At 34.0% G+C, this 21,959-nt stretch carries 22 protein-coding genes; 14 read left to right on the top strand and 8 right to left on the bottom strand.

Going from position 1 to position 21,959, the window contains the following annotated elements; translation table 11 throughout:
- The first annotated feature begins 61 nt into the window (after positions 1-61).
- The 11 genes from EDF66_RS06130 to rodA all read left to right on the top strand — a co-directional run bounded on the left by EDF66_RS06130 (position 62) and on the right by rodA (position 12,735).
- Positions 62-496, top strand: a complete 435-nt coding sequence (locus EDF66_RS06130; RefSeq protein WP_132772649.1) for a MarR family winged helix-turn-helix transcriptional regulator — start codon at positions 62-64, stop codon at positions 494-496.
- Between the two features lie 8 nt (positions 497-504).
- Positions 505-1,509 (top strand): NAD(P)/FAD-dependent oxidoreductase, encoded by a 1,005-nt coding sequence (locus tag EDF66_RS06125; RefSeq protein WP_021191189.1) that lies wholly within the window; start codon positions 505-507, stop codon positions 1,507-1,509.
- A gap of 3 nt (positions 1,510-1,512) precedes the next feature.
- Positions 1,513-1,842, top strand: a complete 330-nt coding sequence (locus tag EDF66_RS06120) for a 2Fe-2S iron-sulfur cluster-binding protein (RefSeq protein ID WP_132772645.1) — start codon at positions 1,513-1,515, stop codon at positions 1,840-1,842.
- A gap of 265 nt (positions 1,843-2,107) precedes the next feature.
- The gene (locus EDF66_RS06115) at positions 2,108-3,427 is read left to right on the top strand and encodes an NAD(P)/FAD-dependent oxidoreductase (RefSeq protein ID WP_132772643.1); all 1,320 of its coding nucleotides are present in this window, start codon (positions 2,108-2,110) and stop codon (positions 3,425-3,427) included.
- 1 nt (position 3,428) lies between these two features.
- A complete protein-coding gene (locus EDF66_RS06110; protein WP_132841321.1) occupies positions 3,429-5,084 on the top strand; it encodes a DNA polymerase/3'-5' exonuclease PolX in 1,656 nt (551 codons plus the stop codon).
- Positions 5,085-5,167: 83 nt separating this feature from the next.
- A complete protein-coding gene (locus tag EDF66_RS06105; RefSeq protein ID WP_132841319.1) occupies positions 5,168-6,826 on the top strand; it encodes a M1 family metallopeptidase in 1,659 nt (552 codons plus the stop codon).
- 173 nt (positions 6,827-6,999) lie between these two features.
- A complete protein-coding gene (locus EDF66_RS06100) occupies positions 7,000-8,025 on the top strand; it encodes a rod shape-determining protein (RefSeq protein WP_021191193.1) in 1,026 nt (341 codons plus the stop codon).
- Between the two features lie 89 nt (positions 8,026-8,114).
- Positions 8,115-8,957 carry a rod shape-determining protein MreC gene (gene mreC, locus EDF66_RS06095; protein ID WP_132772637.1) on the top strand — a complete coding sequence of 281 codons (843 nt, stop codon included), beginning with the start codon at positions 8,115-8,117 and terminating at the stop codon, positions 8,955-8,957.
- Positions 8,950-9,465, top strand: coding sequence for a rod shape-determining protein MreD (locus tag EDF66_RS06090; RefSeq protein WP_132841317.1), 516 nt, complete (start codon positions 8,950-8,952; stop codon positions 9,463-9,465). The genes mreC and EDF66_RS06090 overlap by 8 nt, the downstream gene beginning before the upstream one ends.
- A gap of 35 nt (positions 9,466-9,500) precedes the next feature.
- The gene (gene mrdA, locus EDF66_RS06085) at positions 9,501-11,477 is read left to right on the top strand and encodes a penicillin-binding protein 2 (RefSeq protein WP_132841316.1); all 1,977 of its coding nucleotides are present in this window, start codon (positions 9,501-9,503) and stop codon (positions 11,475-11,477) included.
- Positions 11,470-12,735: a rod shape-determining protein RodA gene (gene rodA / locus EDF66_RS06080; protein ID WP_132772632.1), complete on the top strand. Its 1,266-nt coding sequence runs from the start codon at positions 11,470-11,472 to the stop codon at positions 12,733-12,735. The genes mrdA and rodA overlap by 8 nt, the downstream gene beginning before the upstream one ends.
- A 20-nt stretch (positions 12,736-12,755) precedes the next feature.
- Here the strand turns inward: rodA and EDF66_RS06075 are convergent, their stop codons facing one another.
- The gene (locus tag EDF66_RS06075) at positions 12,756-12,935 is read right to left on the bottom strand and encodes a hypothetical protein (protein ID WP_207898484.1); all 180 of its coding nucleotides are present in this window, start codon (positions 12,933-12,935) and stop codon (positions 12,756-12,758) included.
- 274 nt (positions 12,936-13,209) lie between these two features.
- Between EDF66_RS06075 and EDF66_RS06070 the strand changes: the two genes are divergently transcribed.
- From EDF66_RS06070 to EDF66_RS26045, 3 genes are all read left to right on the top strand, one after another.
- Entirely contained in the window at positions 13,210-13,419 is a 210-nt protein-coding gene (locus EDF66_RS06070) for a hypothetical protein (RefSeq protein ID WP_132841314.1), read from the top strand.
- On the top strand, positions 13,394-13,630 hold the full coding sequence (locus EDF66_RS26050; protein WP_165902382.1) for a hypothetical protein: 237 nt from the start codon (positions 13,394-13,396) through the stop codon (positions 13,628-13,630). The genes EDF66_RS06070 and EDF66_RS26050 overlap by 26 nt, the downstream gene beginning before the upstream one ends.
- A 579-nt stretch (positions 13,631-14,209) precedes the next feature.
- Complete coding sequence (locus EDF66_RS26045; protein ID WP_165902381.1) at positions 14,210-14,371, top strand: hypothetical protein; 162 nt, start codon at positions 14,210-14,212, stop codon at positions 14,369-14,371.
- Positions 14,372-14,701: 330 nt separating this feature from the next.
- On the opposite strand, the gene EDF66_RS06065 is transcribed toward EDF66_RS26045, so the two are convergent.
- From EDF66_RS06065 to EDF66_RS06035, 7 genes are all read right to left on the bottom strand, one after another.
- Entirely contained in the window at positions 14,702-15,403 is a 702-nt protein-coding gene (locus tag EDF66_RS06065; protein ID WP_132841312.1) for a sulfotransferase family protein, read from the bottom strand.
- Positions 15,400-15,939: an adenylyl-sulfate kinase gene (gene cysC / locus EDF66_RS06060; RefSeq protein WP_132841310.1), complete on the bottom strand. Its 540-nt coding sequence runs from the start codon at positions 15,937-15,939 to the stop codon at positions 15,400-15,402. Before cysC ends, EDF66_RS06065 begins: the two co-directional genes overlap by 4 nt.
- Positions 15,940-15,982: 43 nt before the next feature.
- Complete coding sequence (locus EDF66_RS06055; protein ID WP_132841308.1) at positions 15,983-17,290, bottom strand: hypothetical protein; 1,308 nt, start codon at positions 17,288-17,290, stop codon at positions 15,983-15,985.
- 160 nt (positions 17,291-17,450) lie between these two features.
- Entirely contained in the window at positions 17,451-17,726 is a 276-nt protein-coding gene (locus tag EDF66_RS06050; RefSeq protein WP_132841306.1) for a hypothetical protein, read from the bottom strand.
- A 114-nt stretch (positions 17,727-17,840) separates the two neighbouring features.
- Positions 17,841-19,484 (bottom strand): vitamin K epoxide reductase family protein, encoded by a 1,644-nt coding sequence (locus tag EDF66_RS06045; RefSeq protein ID WP_132841304.1) that lies wholly within the window; start codon positions 19,482-19,484, stop codon positions 17,841-17,843.
- 347 nt (positions 19,485-19,831) lie between these two features.
- Positions 19,832-21,109 carry an HlyD family secretion protein gene (locus tag EDF66_RS06040; protein ID WP_132841302.1) on the bottom strand — a complete coding sequence of 426 codons (1,278 nt, stop codon included), beginning with the start codon at positions 21,107-21,109 and terminating at the stop codon, positions 19,832-19,834.
- Positions 21,110-21,114: 5 nt separating this feature from the next.
- Positions 21,115-21,959 (bottom strand): ATP-binding cassette domain-containing protein (locus EDF66_RS06035; RefSeq protein ID WP_132841300.1); only part of this gene is annotated, 845 nt, incomplete at its 5' end.

The following is a 21,959-nucleotide window of genomic DNA, read 5'->3' as shown; positions in this document are numbered from 1 at the left end:
TGCACTAAGTATTAAATGATTATATTTGTTGTACTAAATATTAGCAATACAAATATTTTAAATGCAAGACGAAAAATTCAATCGATACTCTTTCATATTAGAAAGAACAGCAAAAAAAGTAAAACAATTTGCACAAAATTCTTTTACAGATAATGATTTTGATATCACCGTAGATCAGTGGACCATCATGAAGACACTTTATGAGAATGATAATCTATTGCAAAAAGAACTTGCTGAAAAATGTTGCAAAGATCAACCTACCCTCACCCGAATTGTTGATCTGTTAATAAAAAAAGGATTAACAGAACGAGTGATCCATCCCTCTGACAGGCGAAGTATCCACTTGCACCTAACAGAGGAAGGTCGAAAGAAAGTAGAAAACTACTCTCCCATCGTTTCCAGCATTCGCATGAAAGCTTGGGAAAATCTCACAGACGAGGACTTTAGTTCATTCACACGTATTCTAGACAAAATTTATAATAACTTAAGTAATTAACATTTGATATGATAACAACAGACATATGTATTATAGGAGCCGGACCAGTGGGTCTATTTGCTGTATTTGAAGCAGGTTTGTTAAAGATGAGATGTCACCTCATTGATGTTTTACCTCAAGTTGGAGGTCAGTTGTCTGAAATATATCCGCATAAGCCGATATATGATATACCGGGCTACCCGACTATCCGTGCTCAAGAGTTGATTGACAATCAGATGAAACAGATCGAACCATTCAATCCCACTTTTACACTCGGCGAGCGTGTTGAAGGCTTAGAAAGGCAGGAAGATGGTTCATATGTGGTCGTTAGTTCAGAAGGAACACGTATACACTGCCAAGTTGTTGTTATAGCAGGCGGTTTAGGATGCTTTGAGCCCCGAAAACCTGAACTTGCTAATTTAGTTAAGTATGAAAGAAAAGGTGTTGATTACATGGTCAGAAATCCAGAAACGTATCGTGACAAGAAGATCATCATCGCGGGTGGTGGAGACTCTGCTCTAGACTGGACGATTTACTTAGCCGATATTGCAAAGGAAGTTACTTTAATTCATAGAAGTGACTCTTTCAGAGGAGCACCAGATTCTGCAGAAAAGGTCTATCATCTTGCTCAAAAAGGAGCTATCAATCTTTTGTTATCTCACAACCTGGCAGATGTGCATGGCTCAGATAGCTTATCGCACGTCATTGCAGTCAATAAACAAAAAGAAGAAGTCAAAATGGAGGCGGACTATTTTATACCGCTATTTGGTCTAACTCCCAAACTAGGACCTATTGCGGACTGGGGTCTAAATATTGACAAGAGTGCTATCGTAGTTAACACTGTTGATTATTCGACAAATGTAGAACGTATTTACGCTATCGGAGATATCAATACCTATCCAGGTAAATTAAAGTTAATTTTATGTGGATATCATGAAGCGGCATTAATGGCTCAAAGTGCTTTTAAATATGTGTATCCAGATCAAAAACTAAGCTTCAAATATACAACTGTTAATGGCATCAATACTTTTTAAATTATGGACAATATTATTGAAATAGAAATTGAAGATCGGGATGGAACTGTTCAAACAATCGAAGTTCCTACGGATGTCAACTTATCCCTAATGGAATTGCTAAAAGCATGCGATTATGAGGTCCTAGCTACCTGTGGAGGCATGGCACTTTGCGCAACTTGTCATGTTGAAATTAAATCTGGAGGTGAAAACTTGTCCGAACCTCAAGACCAGGAGCTCGATATGCTCGATACTTTACCCGATGCTAATGATGATAGCCGACTAGCATGCCAGCTGCGATTAACAAATGAAAATAACGGCCTAAGTATTAAAATAAGAGGAGCATTACAGTAATAAATTGTCAAAGTGTACTTTTTACACACTTTTTTTCATTTTTTGAGACAAACCGTATTAATAAACCATGCAATTAATACGGTTTACAAAACACTGATTAACAAGGAGTAATAAAACAAGAGATATATTAAAACAGTTAGTTATCAATAAATATGACAATAAAAAGCAAGTATATATAAAGATATTTTAGTTTTTTGAGTGAAAAATTAAGATATTTGCAGAAGGATTACAATTTTCCGAATATTTTATATAAATTTCAAATAATATGCTAAGCAATCGTTCAGATAGAAAATTCCCAAAAGTGGTCATTATTGGTGCTGGATTTGGTGGAATTGAAGTTGCTAAAAAGTTAAAAAATAAGGAAGTAGAAGTACTATTATTAGACAGAAATAATTTTCATACCTTCCAACCTTTAATGTATCAGGTAGCTACAGGTACATTATCTGCAGATTCGATCTCTTTCCCTATCCGTAAGATGTTCAAATCTCAGGAGAATTTTAGTTTCAGAATTGCAGAAGTTAATCATATTGACTCGTCCAACAAGACTGTTCAAACGAATATCGGTGATTTTGAATATGATTACTTAGTGGTTGCTACTGGAGCAACAACAAATTTCTTTGGAAATCAGCAAATTGCAAAATATGCGTTACCAATGAAAAGTATTCAAGAAGCTCTAAACATTCGGAGCTATGTGCTACAAAATCTTGAAAAAGCTGTTCAAATTGCAAATCCGGAAGATCGTAAATCATTTTTAAACTTTGTAATTGTAGGCGGTGGCCCAACTGGTGTTGAGCTTTCTGGAGCAATTGCTGAGATCAGAAATAATATTCTGGAAAAAGATTATCCTGAATTACGCAAGGAAGAAATGAATGTTTACTTAGTCGAAGGACAAAGTAAAGTATTAGCAAACTTGTCAGAAAAATCTTCTGAAGACTCTGAAAAATATTTAAAAGCATTAGGTGTTAAAATATTACTAAATGTTTCTGTAACGGGCTTTGATGGTACTGCAATCTCTTTTGGTGATGGTAGTTCGATAGAAACAAAAACAGTTATCTGGGGCGCAGGTGTTGCAGGACAATTTCCTGAAGGTTTCAAAAAAGAAAATATTCAACGCGGTAACCGCATTCAAACAGATGATCAATGTCGTGTGTTAGATATGGAAAATGTATACGCAATTGGTGACGTTTCAGCATTTATCACAGATGATTTACCACGTGGATTACCTGGTGTGGCACCTGTAGCACAGCAACAAGGTAAATATGTTGCCAAGCACATTAGCAATGTGATGGATAACCGTTCAAATGAAAAATTCTCTTACTTTGATAAGGGCTCAATGGCGACAATTGGTCGTGCGAAAGCTGTAGTCGATATGGGTAAAATCCATTTTAATGGATTCTTTGGTTGGATTGTTTGGATGTTTGTTCACTTAATGTCTATTTTTGGTTTTAGAAACAAAGTAATTACCTTTATCAACTGGACAGTGAAATTTTTCACGAAGAACTCGGGTGTTCGATTAATTTTCTATAAATTCAATCAACCGGCGCCAGAGGTAAAACAACAAGATCAAGTATTAGAAAATAACTAAAATGGATAATAAGACAATTGCTAAAAAATTCAAGTTATGTAGCCAACTGATGGAATTACATAATGAAAACCCATTCAGAACAAAAGCAATTGCCAGTGCATCCTTTAAGTTAGATAAAATACCTTTTCTGCTGGAAACAGCTTCTTTAGAAGAAATAAGCAGTCAGCCCGGTATCGGGAAAAGCACTGCAGAGAAGGTGAAAAAATTAGCCGAAACTGGCTCATTCGATGAGCTAGACGCGATGTTAAGCATTACTCCAGAAGGAATTTTGGAAATGCTTAACATAAAAGGCTTAGGTCCAAAAAAGATACAAATTATCTGGACTGAGCTCCAGATTGAAAGTGTTGGTGAGTTATTGTATGCGTGCAACGAAAACAGGCTCATTGAGGCAAAGGGTTTTGGCCTAAAAACACAAGAGGATATTAAAAAATCCATCGAATTCTCCATATCCAATCAAGGTTGGTTTTTATATGCAAGGGTATTATCCAATGCAAACAACTTACTAGCTTCATTACAAAAGAACTTATCTCCTACCCTGATTTCATTTACTGGAGATTTTAGACGAAAATGCGAAGTACTTAGCGCTGTTGATATCTTATTGGATACGGATAAACAAACTACTTTAGCTTATCTAAATACCAATTATGCTGATAGTCTAAAGGAAGAACTTGAATACATTTCATTTCGAGATGAATTAGGATTTTCCTTTCATATATATCTATCAGCAACAGCAGAATTTTACCAAAACTTAATATTAACCACCGGTTCTAAAAAGCACTTAGAATTACTCGATCTAACTTTGGTTACAGCTTTAGGTTCTGAAGAAGAAATCTATGCTAAACAAGGCTTAGACTATATTGAACCTGAGCTTCGAGAAGGGCTGGATGAAGTATTTTTGGCGAAAAACCATCAATTACCCAAATTGATCAATTTTGATGATCTTAAAGGAACTTTACATAATCACTCGACATATAGTGACGGTGTGCATACCTTAGCTGAAATGGCAAGATATACAAAGGAAGAATTAGGACTTAGTTATTTCGGAATTTGTGATCACTCAAAAACTGCTGTATATGCCAATGGCCTCCCTATTGAGCGGGTGCAAAAACAGTGGGAAGAAATCGATCAGCTTAATCAACAACTTGCTCCCTTTAAAATATTCAAAGGCATTGAGTCAGATATTTTATCCGATGGTTCGTTAGATTATCCAGATGAAATTCTTGCAGGTTTTGATTTTGTAGTTGCGTCCGTTCACTCTAATCTAAAAATGGATGAAGAGAAAGCAACTGCTAGACTGTTAAAAGCAATAGAAAATCCCTACACGACGATATTAGGACATCCAACAGGTCGCCTCTTATTAAGTAGATCGGGTTATCCATTGGATTATAAAAAAATAATTGATGCTTGTGCGGCTAACAACGTTGTGATTGAAATTAATGCTAACCCGTTAAGGCTTGATTTAGATTGGAGATGGCATCGCTATGCATTAGAAAAGGGCGTACTTTTATCAATTAATCCAGATGCTCACCGCACGGAAGGCTTACTTGATATGCATTACGGGATATTTGTCGCAAGAAAAGGAGGATTAAGTGCTAAAAATTGCCTTAATAGCTTTTCATTAACAGAAATTGAAAGCTTTTTTAATAAAAAAAGCTAATAGATCTATTTCTTAGAAAAGATCCCATTTTTTTAAATAGGCAAATTATCTTATATTTAACACTTATATTAAAATTATAAGCGTTGAAAAATCTATCCTATTTAATTCTATTTCTTTTATTATCTCCCTGCCTTGTAAATGGGCAATTATTATCGGACAAAAATGAATTTTCCCGCAAAGATTCTTTAAGAGGTCAACTGACTCCCTTAAGAACCTGCTACGATGTCACCTATTATCACTTAGATGTTGATATTAATATTCCAAAACGTAGCATTGCAGGAAACAATCTCATTAAATTTAAAACTATTCAAGATTTCAATCGCATCCAGATTGATCTTTTTGATAATATGGCAATTGATAAAATTCTTTACAGGGGTAAACAGCTAAAGTATACAAGAGAATTTAATGCGGTTTTTATAGATTTTCCAACGCAGATTAAAGCAAACACACTGGATTCTATTTTAGTGTATTTCTCAGGTACACCACATCAAGCCAACAGAGCTCCTTGGGATGGCGGATTTGATTGGAAAAAAGACAGCAATAACAAACCTTGGGTAGCGAGTGCAAATCAGGGTATTGGAGCAAGCTTATGGTGGCCCAATAAAGATCATCAGTCAGACGAACCCGATAGCGTCTTAATCTCTGTAACGGTGCCTAAAGAACTTATGAATGTTTCTAATGGTCGCCTCCGTAATACGGAAAGCATCGGTAAGAAGAAAACTAAATTCAACTGGTTTGTTTCCAATCCCATTAACAATTATAACATTGCAATCAATATTGGTGATTACGTACATTTTCAAGATAGCTTTAATGGTGAAAAAGGAAAGCTAGATATTGACTACTACGTACTTCGTGAAAATATAGAGCGGGCAAAACCGCATTTCGAGGCCAATGTAAAACCGATGCTAAAAGCATTTGAATATTGGTTTGGCCCCTACCCTTTTTATGAAGACAGTTTCAAACTAATTGAAACATCTCATTTAGGGATGGAACATCAAAGTGGTATTGCGTATGGCAATCGTTTTTTAAACGGCTATCTGGGAAGAGATGGTTCTGGAACAGGATGGGGATTAAAGTGGGACTTTATCATCATACATGAAGCCGGCCATGAATGGTTTGGAAATAATATCACAGCATCGGATATTGCCGACATGTGGATTCATGAAAGTTTTACCAATTATTCAGAAGCACTTTATATCGATTACTATTTTGGTAAAAAAGCTGGACAAGAATACATACATGGCAATCGAAGAGCAATTCAAAACAAAACACCGATTCAAGGACAATATCATGTTAATAATGAAGGCTCCGGAGACATGTACAATAAAGGTGGTGTACTGCATAACATGATTAGAACAATTATAGCAGACGATGATAAATGGCGATCTATTTTGAGAGGATTAAATGCTAAGTTTTACCATCAGCAGGTTGATTATGATGACATTGTCAATTTCATCAATCAAGAATCTGGTTTAAACTTCAACTCCATATTTGAGCAATATGTGAAGACAACTTTGATTCCTGTGTTATGTATTTCAGAGACAAAAGATGGAAAAGTTCAGGCGAAATGGAAAAATACAGTCGAAAATTTTGAAATGCCGGTCTATATTGGTGCCGCAGATAATAATTTAAAAGCAATTAATATCACGAACAACGACCAAACATTAAATATTCACAATCTAACCAAAGAAAATATAAAGATTGACACTTTTAATTACTACATTGACATACAGAAAAATTAATTTCTGCAGTAAAAACATAAGAAAATGCTTTAATTAACGTTTACTTGTTATCATCCTTAAAGCTCCGCAAAAGAGTTCTAAATTATCAATAAAAAAAATCAAGACTTACCTACAAAAACTAATAATTTTTAGTAGGTTTGCATATTCATAAAAAGTAGCTTAAAATACAGCAAATGGGTTTATTTAACTGGTTTACACAAGAAGTTGCCATCGATTTAGGTACCGCAAATACCTTAATTATCTATAATGACAAAGTAGTAGTTGATGAACCTTCTATTGTAGCCTTTGATCGTACGACAAACAAAGTAATTGCAATCGGACGTCAGGCAATGCAAATGGAAGGTAAGACACACGATAATATAAAAACAGTACGTCCTCTCCGTGATGGAGTTATTGCAGATTTTACTGCCGCAGAACATTTGATTCGTGGTATGGTAAAATTAGTAAATAATGGTAAAAGTTGGTTTTTCCCTTCTTTAAGAATGGTGGTTTGTATCCCTTCAGGAATCACTGAAGTAGAGAAACGTGCCGTACGCGATTCTGCAGAAATTGCAGGAGCAAAAGAAGTGTATTTAATTCATGAGCCAATGGCTGCCGCAGTAGGTATCGGAATTGATGTTGAAGAACCAATGGGTAACATGATTATTGATATCGGTGGTGGAACAACAGAGATTGCAGTAATTGCACTTTCGGGTATTGTTTGCGACCAATCAATCCGTGTTGCAGGAGATAACTTCGACTCCGATATTGTACAGTATATCCGTAGACAGCACAACATCATGATCGGTGAGCGTACAGCTGAGAAAATTAAGATTGAAGTTGGTGCAGCTCTTCCGGAATTACAGGATCCACCTGAGGATTTCGCCGTTCAAGGCCGTGACCTCATGACAGGTATCCCAAAACAGATCACCGTTTCATATACAGAAATTGCACATTGTTTAGATAAATCGATTTCTAAAATTGAAGAAGCAATATTGAAAGCTTTAGAAATTACGCCTCCAGAGTTGTCTGCTGATATTTACCAAACTGGTATCTACTTAACAGGTGGTGGTGCTCTACTTAGAGGATTAGATCGCAGGATTCAAGCTAAAACTAAATTACCGGTACACATTGCAGAAGATCCTCTTCGTGCAGTAGTGCGCGGTACAGGCATAGCATTAAAGAATATTGGCAGATTTAAGTTCTTAATGCAATCATAATTGCCACAACATAAAATTTTATATGCGATATAGTTGATTTTTCACTATATCGCTTCTTTATTAAATAGCAAAGTAATAATTATTAAACAATGAGAAACCTTTGGTTATTCCTTAGACGTTATAACGCTTTCTTTTGGTTTATCCTTTTTTTTGGATTTTCTATGTTTCTGGTTGTTACTAACAATACCTTTCAGCGTGCTAGTGCATTAAACTCTTCCAACACGATAATTGGCAATATTTACCAAAAAGTGAATTCATGGAAAAGCTACCTGTCACTAACAGAAACAAATGATCAACTTGTAAAAGAAAATGCAAGTTTGAGAACGCAGTTAGAAAACTATTTGACGACCGATACAGTCGCCATGGCTAAGAGACCGGTCATTGATAGTAGTGAATTTGGACGTTATGAGTTTATTATTGCAAGCGTTACAAATAATAGCATTCACCAAAAAAGTAATTATCTCACCCTAAATAAAGGTTCTTTAGCTGGTATTGAAAAAGGAATGGGCGTAATTGCTCCAAATGGTGTGGTCGGTATTGTGCTCAACGTAACACCGCACTTTTCGACAGTTCAGTCTCTACTTCATCCCGACACAAAAATATCAGTAACATTAGCTAATACAGATGTATTTGGTTCTTTAGTTTGGGGCAGCAACGTAGACTACCGTTTTGCAATGGTCAAAGAAATCCCGAATCACGTAAAAGTTAAGACTGCGGAAAAAGTGTTCACTTCAGGCTACTCTGGCCACTTTCCAAAAGGTATACTGGTAGGCGCAGTTGTGGAAACGGGAATATCTTCCGGAGACTCTTTTTTAGATTTAAGAATTCTCTTGAGTACTAATTTTTCAAACCTCCACCACGTATATGTTGTGAAAGACTTATTGGCAAAAGAATTAAAACAATTAGAAGAAACGAATCAGGATAATGGCTAGAATATTACTCTTTAATATCATTCGGTTTTTGGTACTTATTGCCATGCAGGTATTCTTGTTTAAAAATATCGGCTATTACAATCTAGCAAGTCCTTTTCCATATATTCTGTTTATCTTTTTGCTTCCTACCGGAATGCCGAACTTTGTATTATTTACAGTTGCATTTTTAACCGGACTTTCGGTAGATGTATTTTATGATACACTTGGAGTCAATGCCGCAGCTTGTGTTGCCTTAGCCGCCTATCGTGTATTTTTTATGAAAATTACAATTGAAAACGATATGGATACATTCATTACACCAATTTTAGGTGAAATGAATTTTAAATGGTTCTTTTCATATACTTTTTTCGGAACATTGATTCATCACTTTGTTCTTGTCACATTAGAAACATTCAGTTTCAAACAGTTTCAGTACACATTAGCGACTATTGGTTTAAGTTGTATCTTTACAATGGTTATCCTACTCATTTTTAGTTTTCTTTTCTATAAAAGAAAGAGTAGAATTTAGTAATTCCATCGCTTAAAAAGAGGATAAAAGAATTTATGAATAGTTTTTTTGCACGTAAATTTGTCATTCAAGGCATTATTATTAGTATAGCGTTATTAATAATAGCAAGGCTATTTTATCTTCAGATTATAGATGACTCCTATATACATTCTGCTAACAGCAATGTCATGCGGAAGGTTATTGTATATCCCGCACGTGGTGTTATTTTAGATCGTACAGGTCAGGTATTAGTACAAAATGAACCTGTATATGACCTCATGGTTACGCCAAGAGAAGCAAAAGATATCGATACGGCTCTATTATGTCAATTGATTGAAATTGACAAAGAAGGTTTCATTAAACGCATGGATAAAGCCCGTGCACATTCCCCTTACCGTGCCTCCATCTTTGAAAAACAACTATCATCTCGAACGTATGCCCATTTACAAGAGTATTTGTATCGATTCAGAGGTTTCTATGTTCAAAATAGAACTGTACGAAATTATCCGGATAGTATCGCAGCACAGTTTCTGGGCTATGTAAATGAGGTAAACGAAAAAGACATTGAGAAGTCAAACGGCTTTTATCGTCCAGGAGATTATATCGGCCGAAGTGGTGTTGAACGCTCTTATGAAGATTTATTAAGAGGAAAAAGAGGGGTTAAAAACCTCATGGTCGATGCCCTAAATAGACCTAAAGGTGTATTTATGGAAGGACGCTATGATACTTTGGCAGTTTCTGGGGAAGGTCTAGTATCTTCTTTAGACAAAGAACTTCAGATCTTGGGTGAAAAACTGATGAAAAATAAGTTGGGATCTATTGTCGCCATTGAACCTTCCACAGGAGAAATTCTTTCTTATGTAAGTAGCCCCAGTTATAATCCAAATGACATGGTCGGTCGTGAAACAGGTAATAATTTAATGAAATTATTAAATAATGAAAGTAATCCCTTATTTAATCGTCCAATTCAAGCATCTTATCCCCCAGGCTCTGTATTTAAGGTAGTTGCAGCCTTAACTGCTCAACAAGCTGGCGTTATTGATGAGAACACCTCTTTCTTTTGTCCACATGGTTATAGCTATGGTGGCGGAAGAGGTTTTATGCGCTGTACCCATTATCATGGAGCAACTTCTTTGATCAGATCCATTCAAGTCTCTTGTAATACCTATTATGGGTATACTTATGCCAAAATGATTGATTCAAGAGGCCTGTCAGGACCGAAAGCGTACGATCTATGGTACGATGCAATTTCCAAATTTGGTATCGGTCATAAATTAGGTATTGATCTACCAGGCGAAAAAGGAGGTTTATTATATAAATCTGACCATTTTACTAAAAGTTATAGAAACGACAAGTGGCGTTCATCTTTTAATATTTCATTATCCATTGGCCAGGGAGAAATGGGCGTTACTCCACTGCAGATGGCAAATATTATGGCTATTGTAGCAAATAGAGGTTTTTATTACCGCCCTCACCTTATCAAAGGTATCGGAGATAAAAAGATCGTGAAGAAAGAGTTTACCGAAAAAATATCAGCAGGAGTAGATGCTAAATATTATACTCCGGTAATAGAGGGATTAAGCAGAGCAGTAAATATGGGCGAAGGAACAGCCTTCGCAAATAGAATTGCTGGTATTGAAATGTGTGGAAAAACAGGAACAGCACAAAACCCACATGGTAAAGATCATGCTGTATTCTTTGCATTCGCTCCTAGGGATAATCCTAAAATTGCCATTGCCGTTTTTGTTGAAAATGCCGGTTATGGTGGTGTATGGGCTGGCCCTATTGCCAGTATGATGGTTGAAAAATATATCAAGGATACAATCACAATGCCGAAGCATATTCAAGATCGTATTTACAATGCTAATTTTATGCCTGCTCCAAAAGCAGACCCAAAGAAAGCAGATTTGAAGAAAACAACGGATTCAACTAAATCTAAAAAAGATACCACAAAAAACGTTAACCGTATTGCTGCAGTAATGCCAAAGGAAACAATTGTCCACCATAGTGCTGTAAGGAGAAATCATGAATAACCAAAAAAGTAGTTTTTTCGGAAAGATAGACTGGTTAACCATTTCTTTATGGTTAGCTTTATGTTTGATCGGTTGGTTTAATATACATGCAGCTGTCTATGATCCAGAAAATCCCGGATTATTTAATATGGCAACAAATTATGGTAAACAGTCCATGTACATTGCTTCTGCATTAATTATAGGTATTACCATCTTAATTATAGACGCTAAGTTTTTCAGTTCCGCATCTCCCGTTATCTATGCTGTAGTTGTGCTATTATTAATAGCGGTCTTGGTTATTGGTCGAAATGTTGGTGGAAATCAGGCATGGATTCCTATTGGAAGTTTCAGGCTTCAACCATCCGAATTTGGAAAACTGGCAACCTGTCTCCTCTTGGCCAACTACCTAAGCTCTCAAAGCAACAAAAATCCAAATATGCATACTTTAGCCATCGGTGCTGGTATAGTATTATTCCCGGTATTCCTCGTAATGCTTCAGCCTGATACCGGTTCTGCTCTAGCTTTCTTTTCCCTCATCTTTGTATTCTATCGAGAAGGATATGTCAATAACAGCTTACTTATTTTCGGAGGACTCTGTATTGTCTTATTTGTTATGGCACTACTCGTAAATGCATGGATATTAATTGGCATACTCGCTTTAATTGCGGGCTTTTTCATGTGGACGTTTAGAAAAAAGCGGAAAAATTTAATTAATATAGGAATTCTTTTTGCCGCTTCGTCGGTATTCATATTATGTGTGGATCTTGTCTACAATCATGTTTTACAATCTCATCAAAGAAATCGTATTGATATCATCCTTGGGAAAATGGACGATCCACGAGGACAGGGTTACAATTTAAATCAATCTAAGATAGCAATTGGTTCTGGACAATTTTGGGGTAAAGGCTATCTTCAAGGTACACAGACCAAATACAATTTTGTTCCCGAGCAAAGTACAGATTTTATTTTCTGTACAGTGGGTGAAGAATGGGGATTTGTCGGCTCTACATTTTTAATAGCGATATACTTAACATTATTGCTCCGCATCATTCATATAGCAGAACGACAGCGATCTGCTTTTGCAAGAATTTATGCTTATGGAGTGGCTTCCATCCTATTTTTTCACTTCTTTATTAATATAGGAATGACAATAGGAATTGTACCTGTCATTGGTATTCCATTACCATTCATAAGTTATGGAGGATCTTCGTTATGGAGTTTCACCATTTTACTCTTCATCATGCTAAAATTTGATTCAAATAGAAAAGGAGTTGTTTAATACAACTCCTTTTCTATTTTTTAAAAACGTTCTAAAATCATTTTTATAGCACGATCTACGACTTTATCTGGCTCTGAACTAAAATGTCCCGCTACACGGCTGGCTAAAATAGCATTAATAGATAGCGCTTGATGACCAAACATACGGGATAAAGCATATATTCCAGCAGTCTCCATTTCTATTTTTTCTCTTTTCAACAATTTATTATACCTTAAGTAGAAACAGCTGTGTCAGTTAATTCAATTCATCTTGACAGACCTTTAGATTGCTAATATCCTTCCGTACTTAATTCAATAGTCTACTTGAATCTTTATGCTTGAAAATTACTCTTTGCGATAATAATGCTCTGCTTTTATTGAAGTCGTCCCTCTTTTGTAAGATATTTGACGAATTATTTGGTGATTCTTTTACGGAATTCAGTACAGAAATTTTTTGAATGAAAGAATGTATCCCTTAGTTTCTAAATTTTAAACTATGGAAAAGAACACAATTTCATTACAAATTGTAAATCCTGATGCGGCAGGAATTGATGTCGGATCCCGCATGCATGTTCCTAAAAATGTAAAGGGAAAAAAGACTGATGTAATAGATGCTATTTGGATCCCAAAAAATACATTCTTTAGGTTTATTATCGGGCAGCTTTTTACCAAATGCCATTATGCAGGAATTGAAAACCTATTATAATCATCAGCATTTGATAGAACAGATTGCACGTTATATATTAAAAATGCAAAAATCATTCCGATTGATGAATGTAAGATTGGATGTCGCTTTGCGGAATATAACTGGAAAATCTGGGATGAAAATCATTGAGGCAATCTTGGCAGGACAACGGAATCCTGTATATCTGTCGACACTAGTTGATATACGTACTAAAAAACAAAAGAAAAAATAGCAAATTCTCTGCATGGCATATGGAGACCAGAGTTGTTATTCGAGCTTAAGGCCTGTCTAGAGCATTATCATTACTTTAACAAAGCTTTGACGGAATTTGATAAAATAATTGAAGAGCTTCTTGTTGAATATACACCTGAAAGAACAATAACTAAGGAAAAGTTGTTTAGAATTTACAATAGGAAAAAGACTAAAAATGCTCCAGCTTTTAACATCCCAAGAATCTCGTATCAGTTTTTTAGAACGGATCTTTCTTCTATAAGTGGAGTGAGTCATAATACTGTACTGTGCCTGATGACAAACTTGGGTGACGAGATCTACAAATTTCCAACTGCAAAAATCTTTGCTTCATGACTTACACTCGTGCCAAATAATAAAATTAGTGGTGCACGAATGTTGAGCAGTAAAGTCAAAAAAGGCAAGAATACCATTGTTACCGCTTTTAGACATGTCGCAAACTCTATAGGCAATCAACAAGATCCACGATCTTTTACCATTTTTCAAGAGAATAGCCTTCAGAAAAGGACGTATAGCAGCTACTACTGCAACTACCCGAAAGATTGCGACTATACTTTATAATATGATCGTAAAAGCAGAGCATTATTCATCGCAAAGAATAATGGCCGATCAGGAAAAATTCAGAGAGAAACGATTGAAGCACGTACAGAAGAATATTCACAATCTAAAGATCAATCGAGATGAATCGAATCAACTTATGCAACGTTGCATACTTCAGGCATAATAAAATGTTGTACAGAAAAACATTACAAACTTATATTAGTATAAGATATGATAATTTAAGGACCTATGGTGTCTACACCATAGTTTGATTTTTTGGGACAATTACAATCAATGCAAAAACAGCTAGTGCTTTTGCCGAAAAGTGATCCTGTATATCACAGATTGTTCCCTCACTGTTACTCATTCAAAAAATTGAGCGGAAGAACTCGCTGATTCTTGCTAGCGATATGTATTCTCGGGTATGCAGATGAGCGATCAGAGCGTTAGTTTGAATACCAATCGTGAGAATAACAACGTCAAATAAAAGCTGGCACGTGAGTGGTAACCGCTATTATTCATTACTCAAAATTTTTTTAATTTGTGTATTGCTATATTTATATAATTTTAACACCTTAATAATATTATATTTATTTTTTTTTATTAAAGTTTTAAGTTCCATGTTTTCACGACCTCTAAAATAATTTTTGACCTTCAGTTCCTTAATTACATCCCCTCCATCATCTGAGCCCCACTTCCATTTATATTTGGATGGGAAATAGTACTCTTGAGTACCACTTGTATCTTCGCATTTGATAAATTTAAATATTGAGCATGTACTTCGAATAGGATTTTGAATAAGATCCTCATATCTAACAATTAGTATTTCATTACTCATTTTAGATAATTTATATAAAATGCCTGTATATAAATGATACCAATAAGAAAATAATATAGGGAAAGAATAATTTAATGATTTATCTGCTATTTTAACCTTTTCATTCATGTTTTTCAAAGATATAATTGTGTCATAAGGATTTCTAATTAGAACGATTATTTTAGCATCTTTTTCCTCGATTATGGGATAATTATTAAATTCATTATAATAAGCTGGGGCTTTTATTACATGTATTTTTTCAAAATCAGATATCAAATTTACTTTTGAAAAATGGATTTCTGGTAAATTTGTGACGTCTTTTCTAGTAGCTAATAATGCTTTTAGGAGTGTTGAGCCAGATCTCATTGAAGATACAATAAATACAAGTTTTTTTTTCATTTCAAAAAGACATTATTATATAATTTACTAAAAATATCTTCAACACATCTAATTTCTGTATTTTTAAATGTATCAACTGAAAAAGAATTTACATTTGGAATTTCAAACAATGAAGTTATTCCTGTTAAATTAGTTAGAGTTCCGTTTAATCCTTTTTCATATAAGCCTTTCACATCCCTCTCTATACAAACTGATAATGGACATTCCAAATAAATATCTAATAGACATTCTTTTCCTAGTATTTCAAATACTAAATTTCTTTGATCATTTAAAGGTGTTATAAAAGAACATACAACAATATTATGATATCTTAACAACAATTTAGCGACTTCGGCTGCTCTTCTGATATTTTCTTTACGGTCCATTTGACTATATCCCAAATCAGAATTTAGTCCGAGTCTAAGATCATCACCGTCTAAACTTGCAAAAGTTATATTTGCATGTTTTAGCCTATATTCTATTATATTGGCAATTGTGGTTTTACCAGATGAGGGTAATCCATATAACCAAATTACAAATGGTTTTACTACTTGCATATTTTTTTCAATATATAGTTATATTAAGTTATTTAAGTTCCTTTTATTTAATAAATAAATTATATATATCCCTTATTTTATCGAGTTTATTATTGCACATGTCAAACCAATTTTGATATTGTTGCGTTTTAACTCCTTTAATAGGAATATCTGAATAACCAAAGTCTTTTTGAGTCGATATAAATGGATGAATAACATATTTATTTGCTGTGATCATCGATAATTTTAAATCAGCAGCATCATTTTCTGTGAAATTTTCAGATAATACAATTTCAAAAATACTTTTAAATAAAATTGTAAATTGTGTACACTGAAAAGACTCAACCCAACAAAGCTCGGAACTTACGACAATTGCTTGGTTGGTATTAGAAATACCACCTAGAATTATGTCAGCACCTAATTCTGCTCCCTGAAATATAGAATCAAATAAGATCTCTTTAGTATAATTTTTAGAAAAGAGATGATCATCTTCGCAAATTATAATAATATCTTCATCCCTTTCCTTAGCAATAGAAATAATATTTTTAATATTGTTCCATAGTCCAATTGTACATTCTTTTTCCTTCTGTACTGTATAAATTTCTAATGCAAATTCTCTTTTATTTAAAAATTGCTTTGTTATATGTTCTAGCCGATCTTTCCTTTCATCAATATTTATAATATATGTGGGAATTTGCAGTTCATTAAAATTAGCATTTTGATAGTGAAAATTTGTTAATAATAAGTGATTCTGCACTTTAGTGAATGCTTGAATTCTAAGCTGAACCTTTTTAAATAAAGTATTTATTATACCTACCGAATTATTTTTTTTTGTTACATCTGAATATCCGGTATCTTTCTGTATAGAAATTAAGGGGAATAAAGCAAAAATTCTATTTGAACACTGAGAAATCATTAAATCAATTGTGTCAATATCATTTTTAAAATCATAATTAAGTATTTGATCATAAAAATTTTTAAAAATTACTATAAATTGGGTACCTGTAAATTTATTAACCCAATGTAAATTACTAGATATTAACACACTATAATCAAACCAACTTAATCCTCCAAGTAGGACGTCTGCCTCATTTTTCATAGCAACTTCTAATTGGGAATAAAATTTATCTTTACAATATTCTTTTGTAAATAAATGGTCATCCTCAACTATTAAAACATAATTCAATTTATCTTTTTTTGCTATATCAATAATATTCAATATAGATTGCCATAAACCAACAGAACCGATTGGATTTTCTACTGCTGTATAGATCGTCAACTTAAATTCATTTCGTTCTTCAAATTCATTTATAATACTTTCAAATCTGTCATTACGATATTTTAAATTTATAATATAAGTTGGGATATACATTTGAGAATTTTAAATTTTATTAATTTCTTCATTACATCGACATTATTATTCTTTATTTACTTAGGTGATAGTATTTTTAAAAAAATTATATGTATTACTTATTCTATACACATTATCATTATTTGGTCAACTAAAGTAGTTAACCAAATAATGATATTAATTATCTAGTGCAACGGCTCACACCACCATTAGATGATACAGGAATATCAACTGGTTGACCAATATCGCAAAAACAATTACCCGTTCCCCCCGAACAAGATCCATAATAAGTAAGCCAAACACCAGCTTTATTCTGAATTACTAATTCACATGAACTCGTCGAACATGTACCATCATTTACACCCCCGCTGCCCGTGCTACCACCAAAAATTTGTCTTAATTCTTCACGAGAAAGAACACCTTTAGCATCTTTTACTCCTAATCTTAATTTTTTCATATTTTTTTTTATTAATGTTAATGATGTATATAAATTCTAATACATCTTTAGAGGTTTTTAACAGTGAACCTTCTGTTTCTTTTAATATTTTACAATATATTTAAAAATTACTTCTTAGAAAAAATTATTTAATTCACTAATATCATAACTATCTGGCAATTCTTTACCATTTATAAATAATGTTGGTGTAACTCTTATTTTCATTTGATCACACCAATTTTTCATAGCAATTATTTTATCCTTTTGATATTTCAATTCTTCATTCAATGGATATTGTTTAGCAAAAAACTCATAATTTTTTATTGGATTCATGTACCAATCATTCAGTGCTACTTGCATACTTAAAGGCCCATATTTTTCTTGAATAGCAAGAAAGTGAGATACTATGGCAGTCTTTTTATCACTCTCCTCACCTGAGGCGGTAAATATCACACGTATTTTTATATTGTGATTATTTTTTATAATTTTCTCTAATTTAGGGTGAGCTTTCGAACATGGGCCACAATACGGGTTACATATTTTAATAATTTCAATTTCTGCATTAACATTTCCCAAAACAATACCTAATCCATCGGTAGAAATATTTATAGAGGCACTATTACCTAAAATAGCTTTAAATATATCAGGATTGTATTTTAATCTCTTCCATTTTTTTTCAAAATCTTCACTATCTATTGCTTTTTTCATTAGAGGAATAATAAAATAACTTAAAAAGAAGAACATTATTCCTAAAAAAGCAGTAATTAAAATTGAATAATAATCTGGTGTAGCAAAATTTAATTGATTAGTATTAAAAAAAATCATTGCTAAGAAAAAATTAATTGTTAAAACAGCCTGAACTGCTAAACAGAGGGGGCACCATTGCTTAATTATACGCCACTGATATAAAATTGAAAAAATAATATACGGTGAAACAATAATTGATAAATAGGATGTTATCAATAGATGAGATAATTGATTTACAAAAATAATTTGGTTAAAAAAAACACATGCCATAAATGAAAATCCCCATATAGTCCAACTAATACCTAAGAATTTGGATCTGGAAGAATCCAAAACTGCATCACAATTTACACTTTTAGTTTCTGCCCCCCCGCATACCTCTTTAATAAATGGATTATGCACATCAGCTTCACGCAAGAGTAATAGCGAAGAAATGACAAGCCCTACTAAACTGCTAATTATAAAACCGAAACTAATCCATCCTTCTATTGAAGTATTTAAATTTAACAAGTGGGTGCTCGAAATAATTACCATCATTCCAATTAAATAAATCGGCAAATTCTTAATAATAACTCTATTACGCTCATTTGCAGAGTTTTTCAAGTAGTCTTTCTCGTGTTTTATTATACTTCCGTCTATTAATAAGACAACTCCCTTATCTTTATTTCCAAAGGATTGTAAAGAATGTTTTACTAAGATATTTCTGATAGGATCCAGATAAGTAATCTCATTATCACTAACCTCAGTGACAACAGTAAACCTTGGATAACTCCAATCTTGTTCTTGTATAGAACAGATTAATGGGATTTCAAAATCTGAATAATTATAATCTCCTTTTTTCATAGCAGCAGTTTCAATTCCATATACCTGTAACACATCTTTAACTGCTAACAAAGAGGGATAATCTATATGATTTTCTATTTTTGTTTTAAGATTAGTCTTAGTATAATTTATTTGAAATTTATCTAAAATAAAAGAACAACAATTGACTAGATTATTTTCTTTTTTATTTTTAACAAGGGATAATAATGGCATGTTAACTATATATATTTTAACTATTTTATTTAAACCGAAAATAAGAAATTATTATTGAAATTAAAAACAACTTTTACCGTTTGATTAAAATATTATTCCTGAACACAGTACAATCTCTAGATTTAGCCTACTGCATTAAATTAACTTGTTAAAATTTTAATAATACTAATGCTCATTTTGAAGGCTTCCTATTTTGGTAAGTATTAATATGTTTTTGCCAGCTTATTTAAAAATTTATCCATGAATTCTTTCAATCTTACTATTGTGGTTAGCTGAATCGGTTATGCAATTTGAAACAACGTGTATTGATAGAAGAAACTTTATAAAATTCCAAATGAATCCATAATTTAAAATTTCAACGATTTTGTAAGATTTAACCAAATCCTTTTAATTATAGACTGGTCTTCAGTGATGATTTCAGCATCGGCAAGTATCCCTGGTTTCAGCTTAATGATCGAGTCTTTCTCATTTCTACTCAAGGAAACTTTGGAAAAGAAAACACTGTCTCTGATCGGTATATCGGAGATGTAACGAATGCTTCCTCTCAAATATCCATATTCCTGATAAGGATAGCTCTGTACTTTGATCAAAACCTCCTGCCCTACTTTTATCTTGGATGATTTGCTCTGTGGAATCAGTATCTCGCCATAATAATCGTCTTTGTTGGCATTGACATAAAACAACTCTTCTCCCATCTTGATTAATTGATTTTCCTGTAGAAAGTCACCATAGATCAAAGTGCCCTTTGAAGGACTGCTGATCACGTATTGTTTTTTCCAATTTTCAGCATCACTGATGAACGTGTTCAGCGATTGATAAAATTTCTTTTCTTCTTCAAACATCTGATTGTTGATCTCGGACATCTCCTTATCTTTCGAAAGTCTGCTACTCTGATTATTAATGATAGTATTTTCGGTCTGTGGAATAGACTGCCTTTTGGCCAGTAAAAGAGCTTCTTTCTGTTGCAGTTCGAGCTGACTGATCACTTTTTTTTCTGCTAATATTTGATATTTGGCATATTCTTCTTCGGCAAGTGCCAGTTCTCTTTTCTGTAGATCAAAGCTTTGCTGGATTCGTTGGTTCTGTTCATTGATATACTTCACTTCATTATGAATAAAGTTCTTTCGTTTCTGGTAGATGCCTTCTTTGTTGATCGCGACATAATTCAGATAAGCAAGATAAAAGTTCTGATAGCTGTTCTGGAGCTCGCCTAGTTCCAGCTCTGTTGGTGTTACGATATCTCTGAGATCTACTAGTTCAATGGTGCTACTCCGAACATGCTTCATCTTATCTAGCAAGTTGAGTACTTGCTTATGGTCTGCAACACTTTCAACATAGGCAATATCTGTATTTTTATCTACAGCCATACCGTCCTTGACCAGAATCTTCACTAAGTTTCCGTTTACTTTACAGGTCAGCACCTTAGGAGCACTACTGGTATTGAACTTCATAGATACAGGTACCACTTCGGGATAGCGGATGAAAAAGGCAAGCCCAAAGATCATAAAGATCGTCAGCACAATAAAAGTGATTCCTCTTTTGAGCAGCCAGGACGGTGGTTTGGAAATAATCTCCTGCAGGTCTTCAGAATGGATATCTTCGTCCATGAATTTGTTCTTTGCCATAATACTTAATTTCCCAGTTCCAGTTGATTTTTAACGAGCTCATAGTAGCTTCCCCGCAGTGCGGTCAATTCCTGATGTGTTCCCTTTTCTACTACTACTCCTTTTTCAAGTACGACGATGTTATCTGCATTTTTGACGGTACTTAAGCGGTGTGCAACAACAATGACAGTACGTTTATTAAAAAACTGATCCAGCTTCTCCACGATTTCTTTTTCATTATTGGCATCTAGGGAGTTGGTGGCTTCATCTAAAAAGATGTAGGTAGGATTTTTATAAACTGCTCTGGCGATCATCAGACGTTGGCGTTGCCCTTGACTGATCCCCTTTCCAGCTGTACCTATCTTTGTTGCTAGACCAAAAGGTTCATCGGCGATGAATTGTTCCATATTGGCCACGCTGATTGCATTGTTAAGGAGTTCTTTGTCTGCGGGCTCATCGTTAACTGCAATGTTACGCTCGATGGTGTCGGCATATACATAATTTTCCTGAAGTACAGATCCGCAGCTGTCCCGCCAGAGTCCAAAGTCGATCTGATCCAATTTTTTTCCTCCAATCAATATTTCACCTTCTTCGGGATTATAATAACGTAGAAGAAGCTTTATAATCGTAGTTTTTCCACTGCCACTTGTTCCGACTATAGCGGTTGTTTTTCCTTCTGGAAAGGTCAGATTAAGCTTGCTGAAGATCGGATCATTTCCAGCTCCAAAATAACGAAAGGTCAAGTTTTTGATTTCAATGGTTTTGTTTTCTGGCAGTTGTGTGAGGTAATCTTTCTGAATATTTTCTTCCTCCTCTGTTTCATAAATCTCGTTCAGTCTTTCCAGACTGATCTTGGCATCTTGATAGGACT

Origin of the sequence: Sphingobacterium sp. JUb20 (genome assembly GCF_004342035.1) — a bacterium.
In the GTDB taxonomy this organism is placed as follows: Bacteria; Bacteroidota; Bacteroidia; order Sphingobacteriales; family Sphingobacteriaceae; genus Sphingobacterium; species Sphingobacterium anhuiense.
Note: the sequence above shows the minus strand (reverse complement) of the source record. Positions and strands in the feature narration are given on the sequence as shown.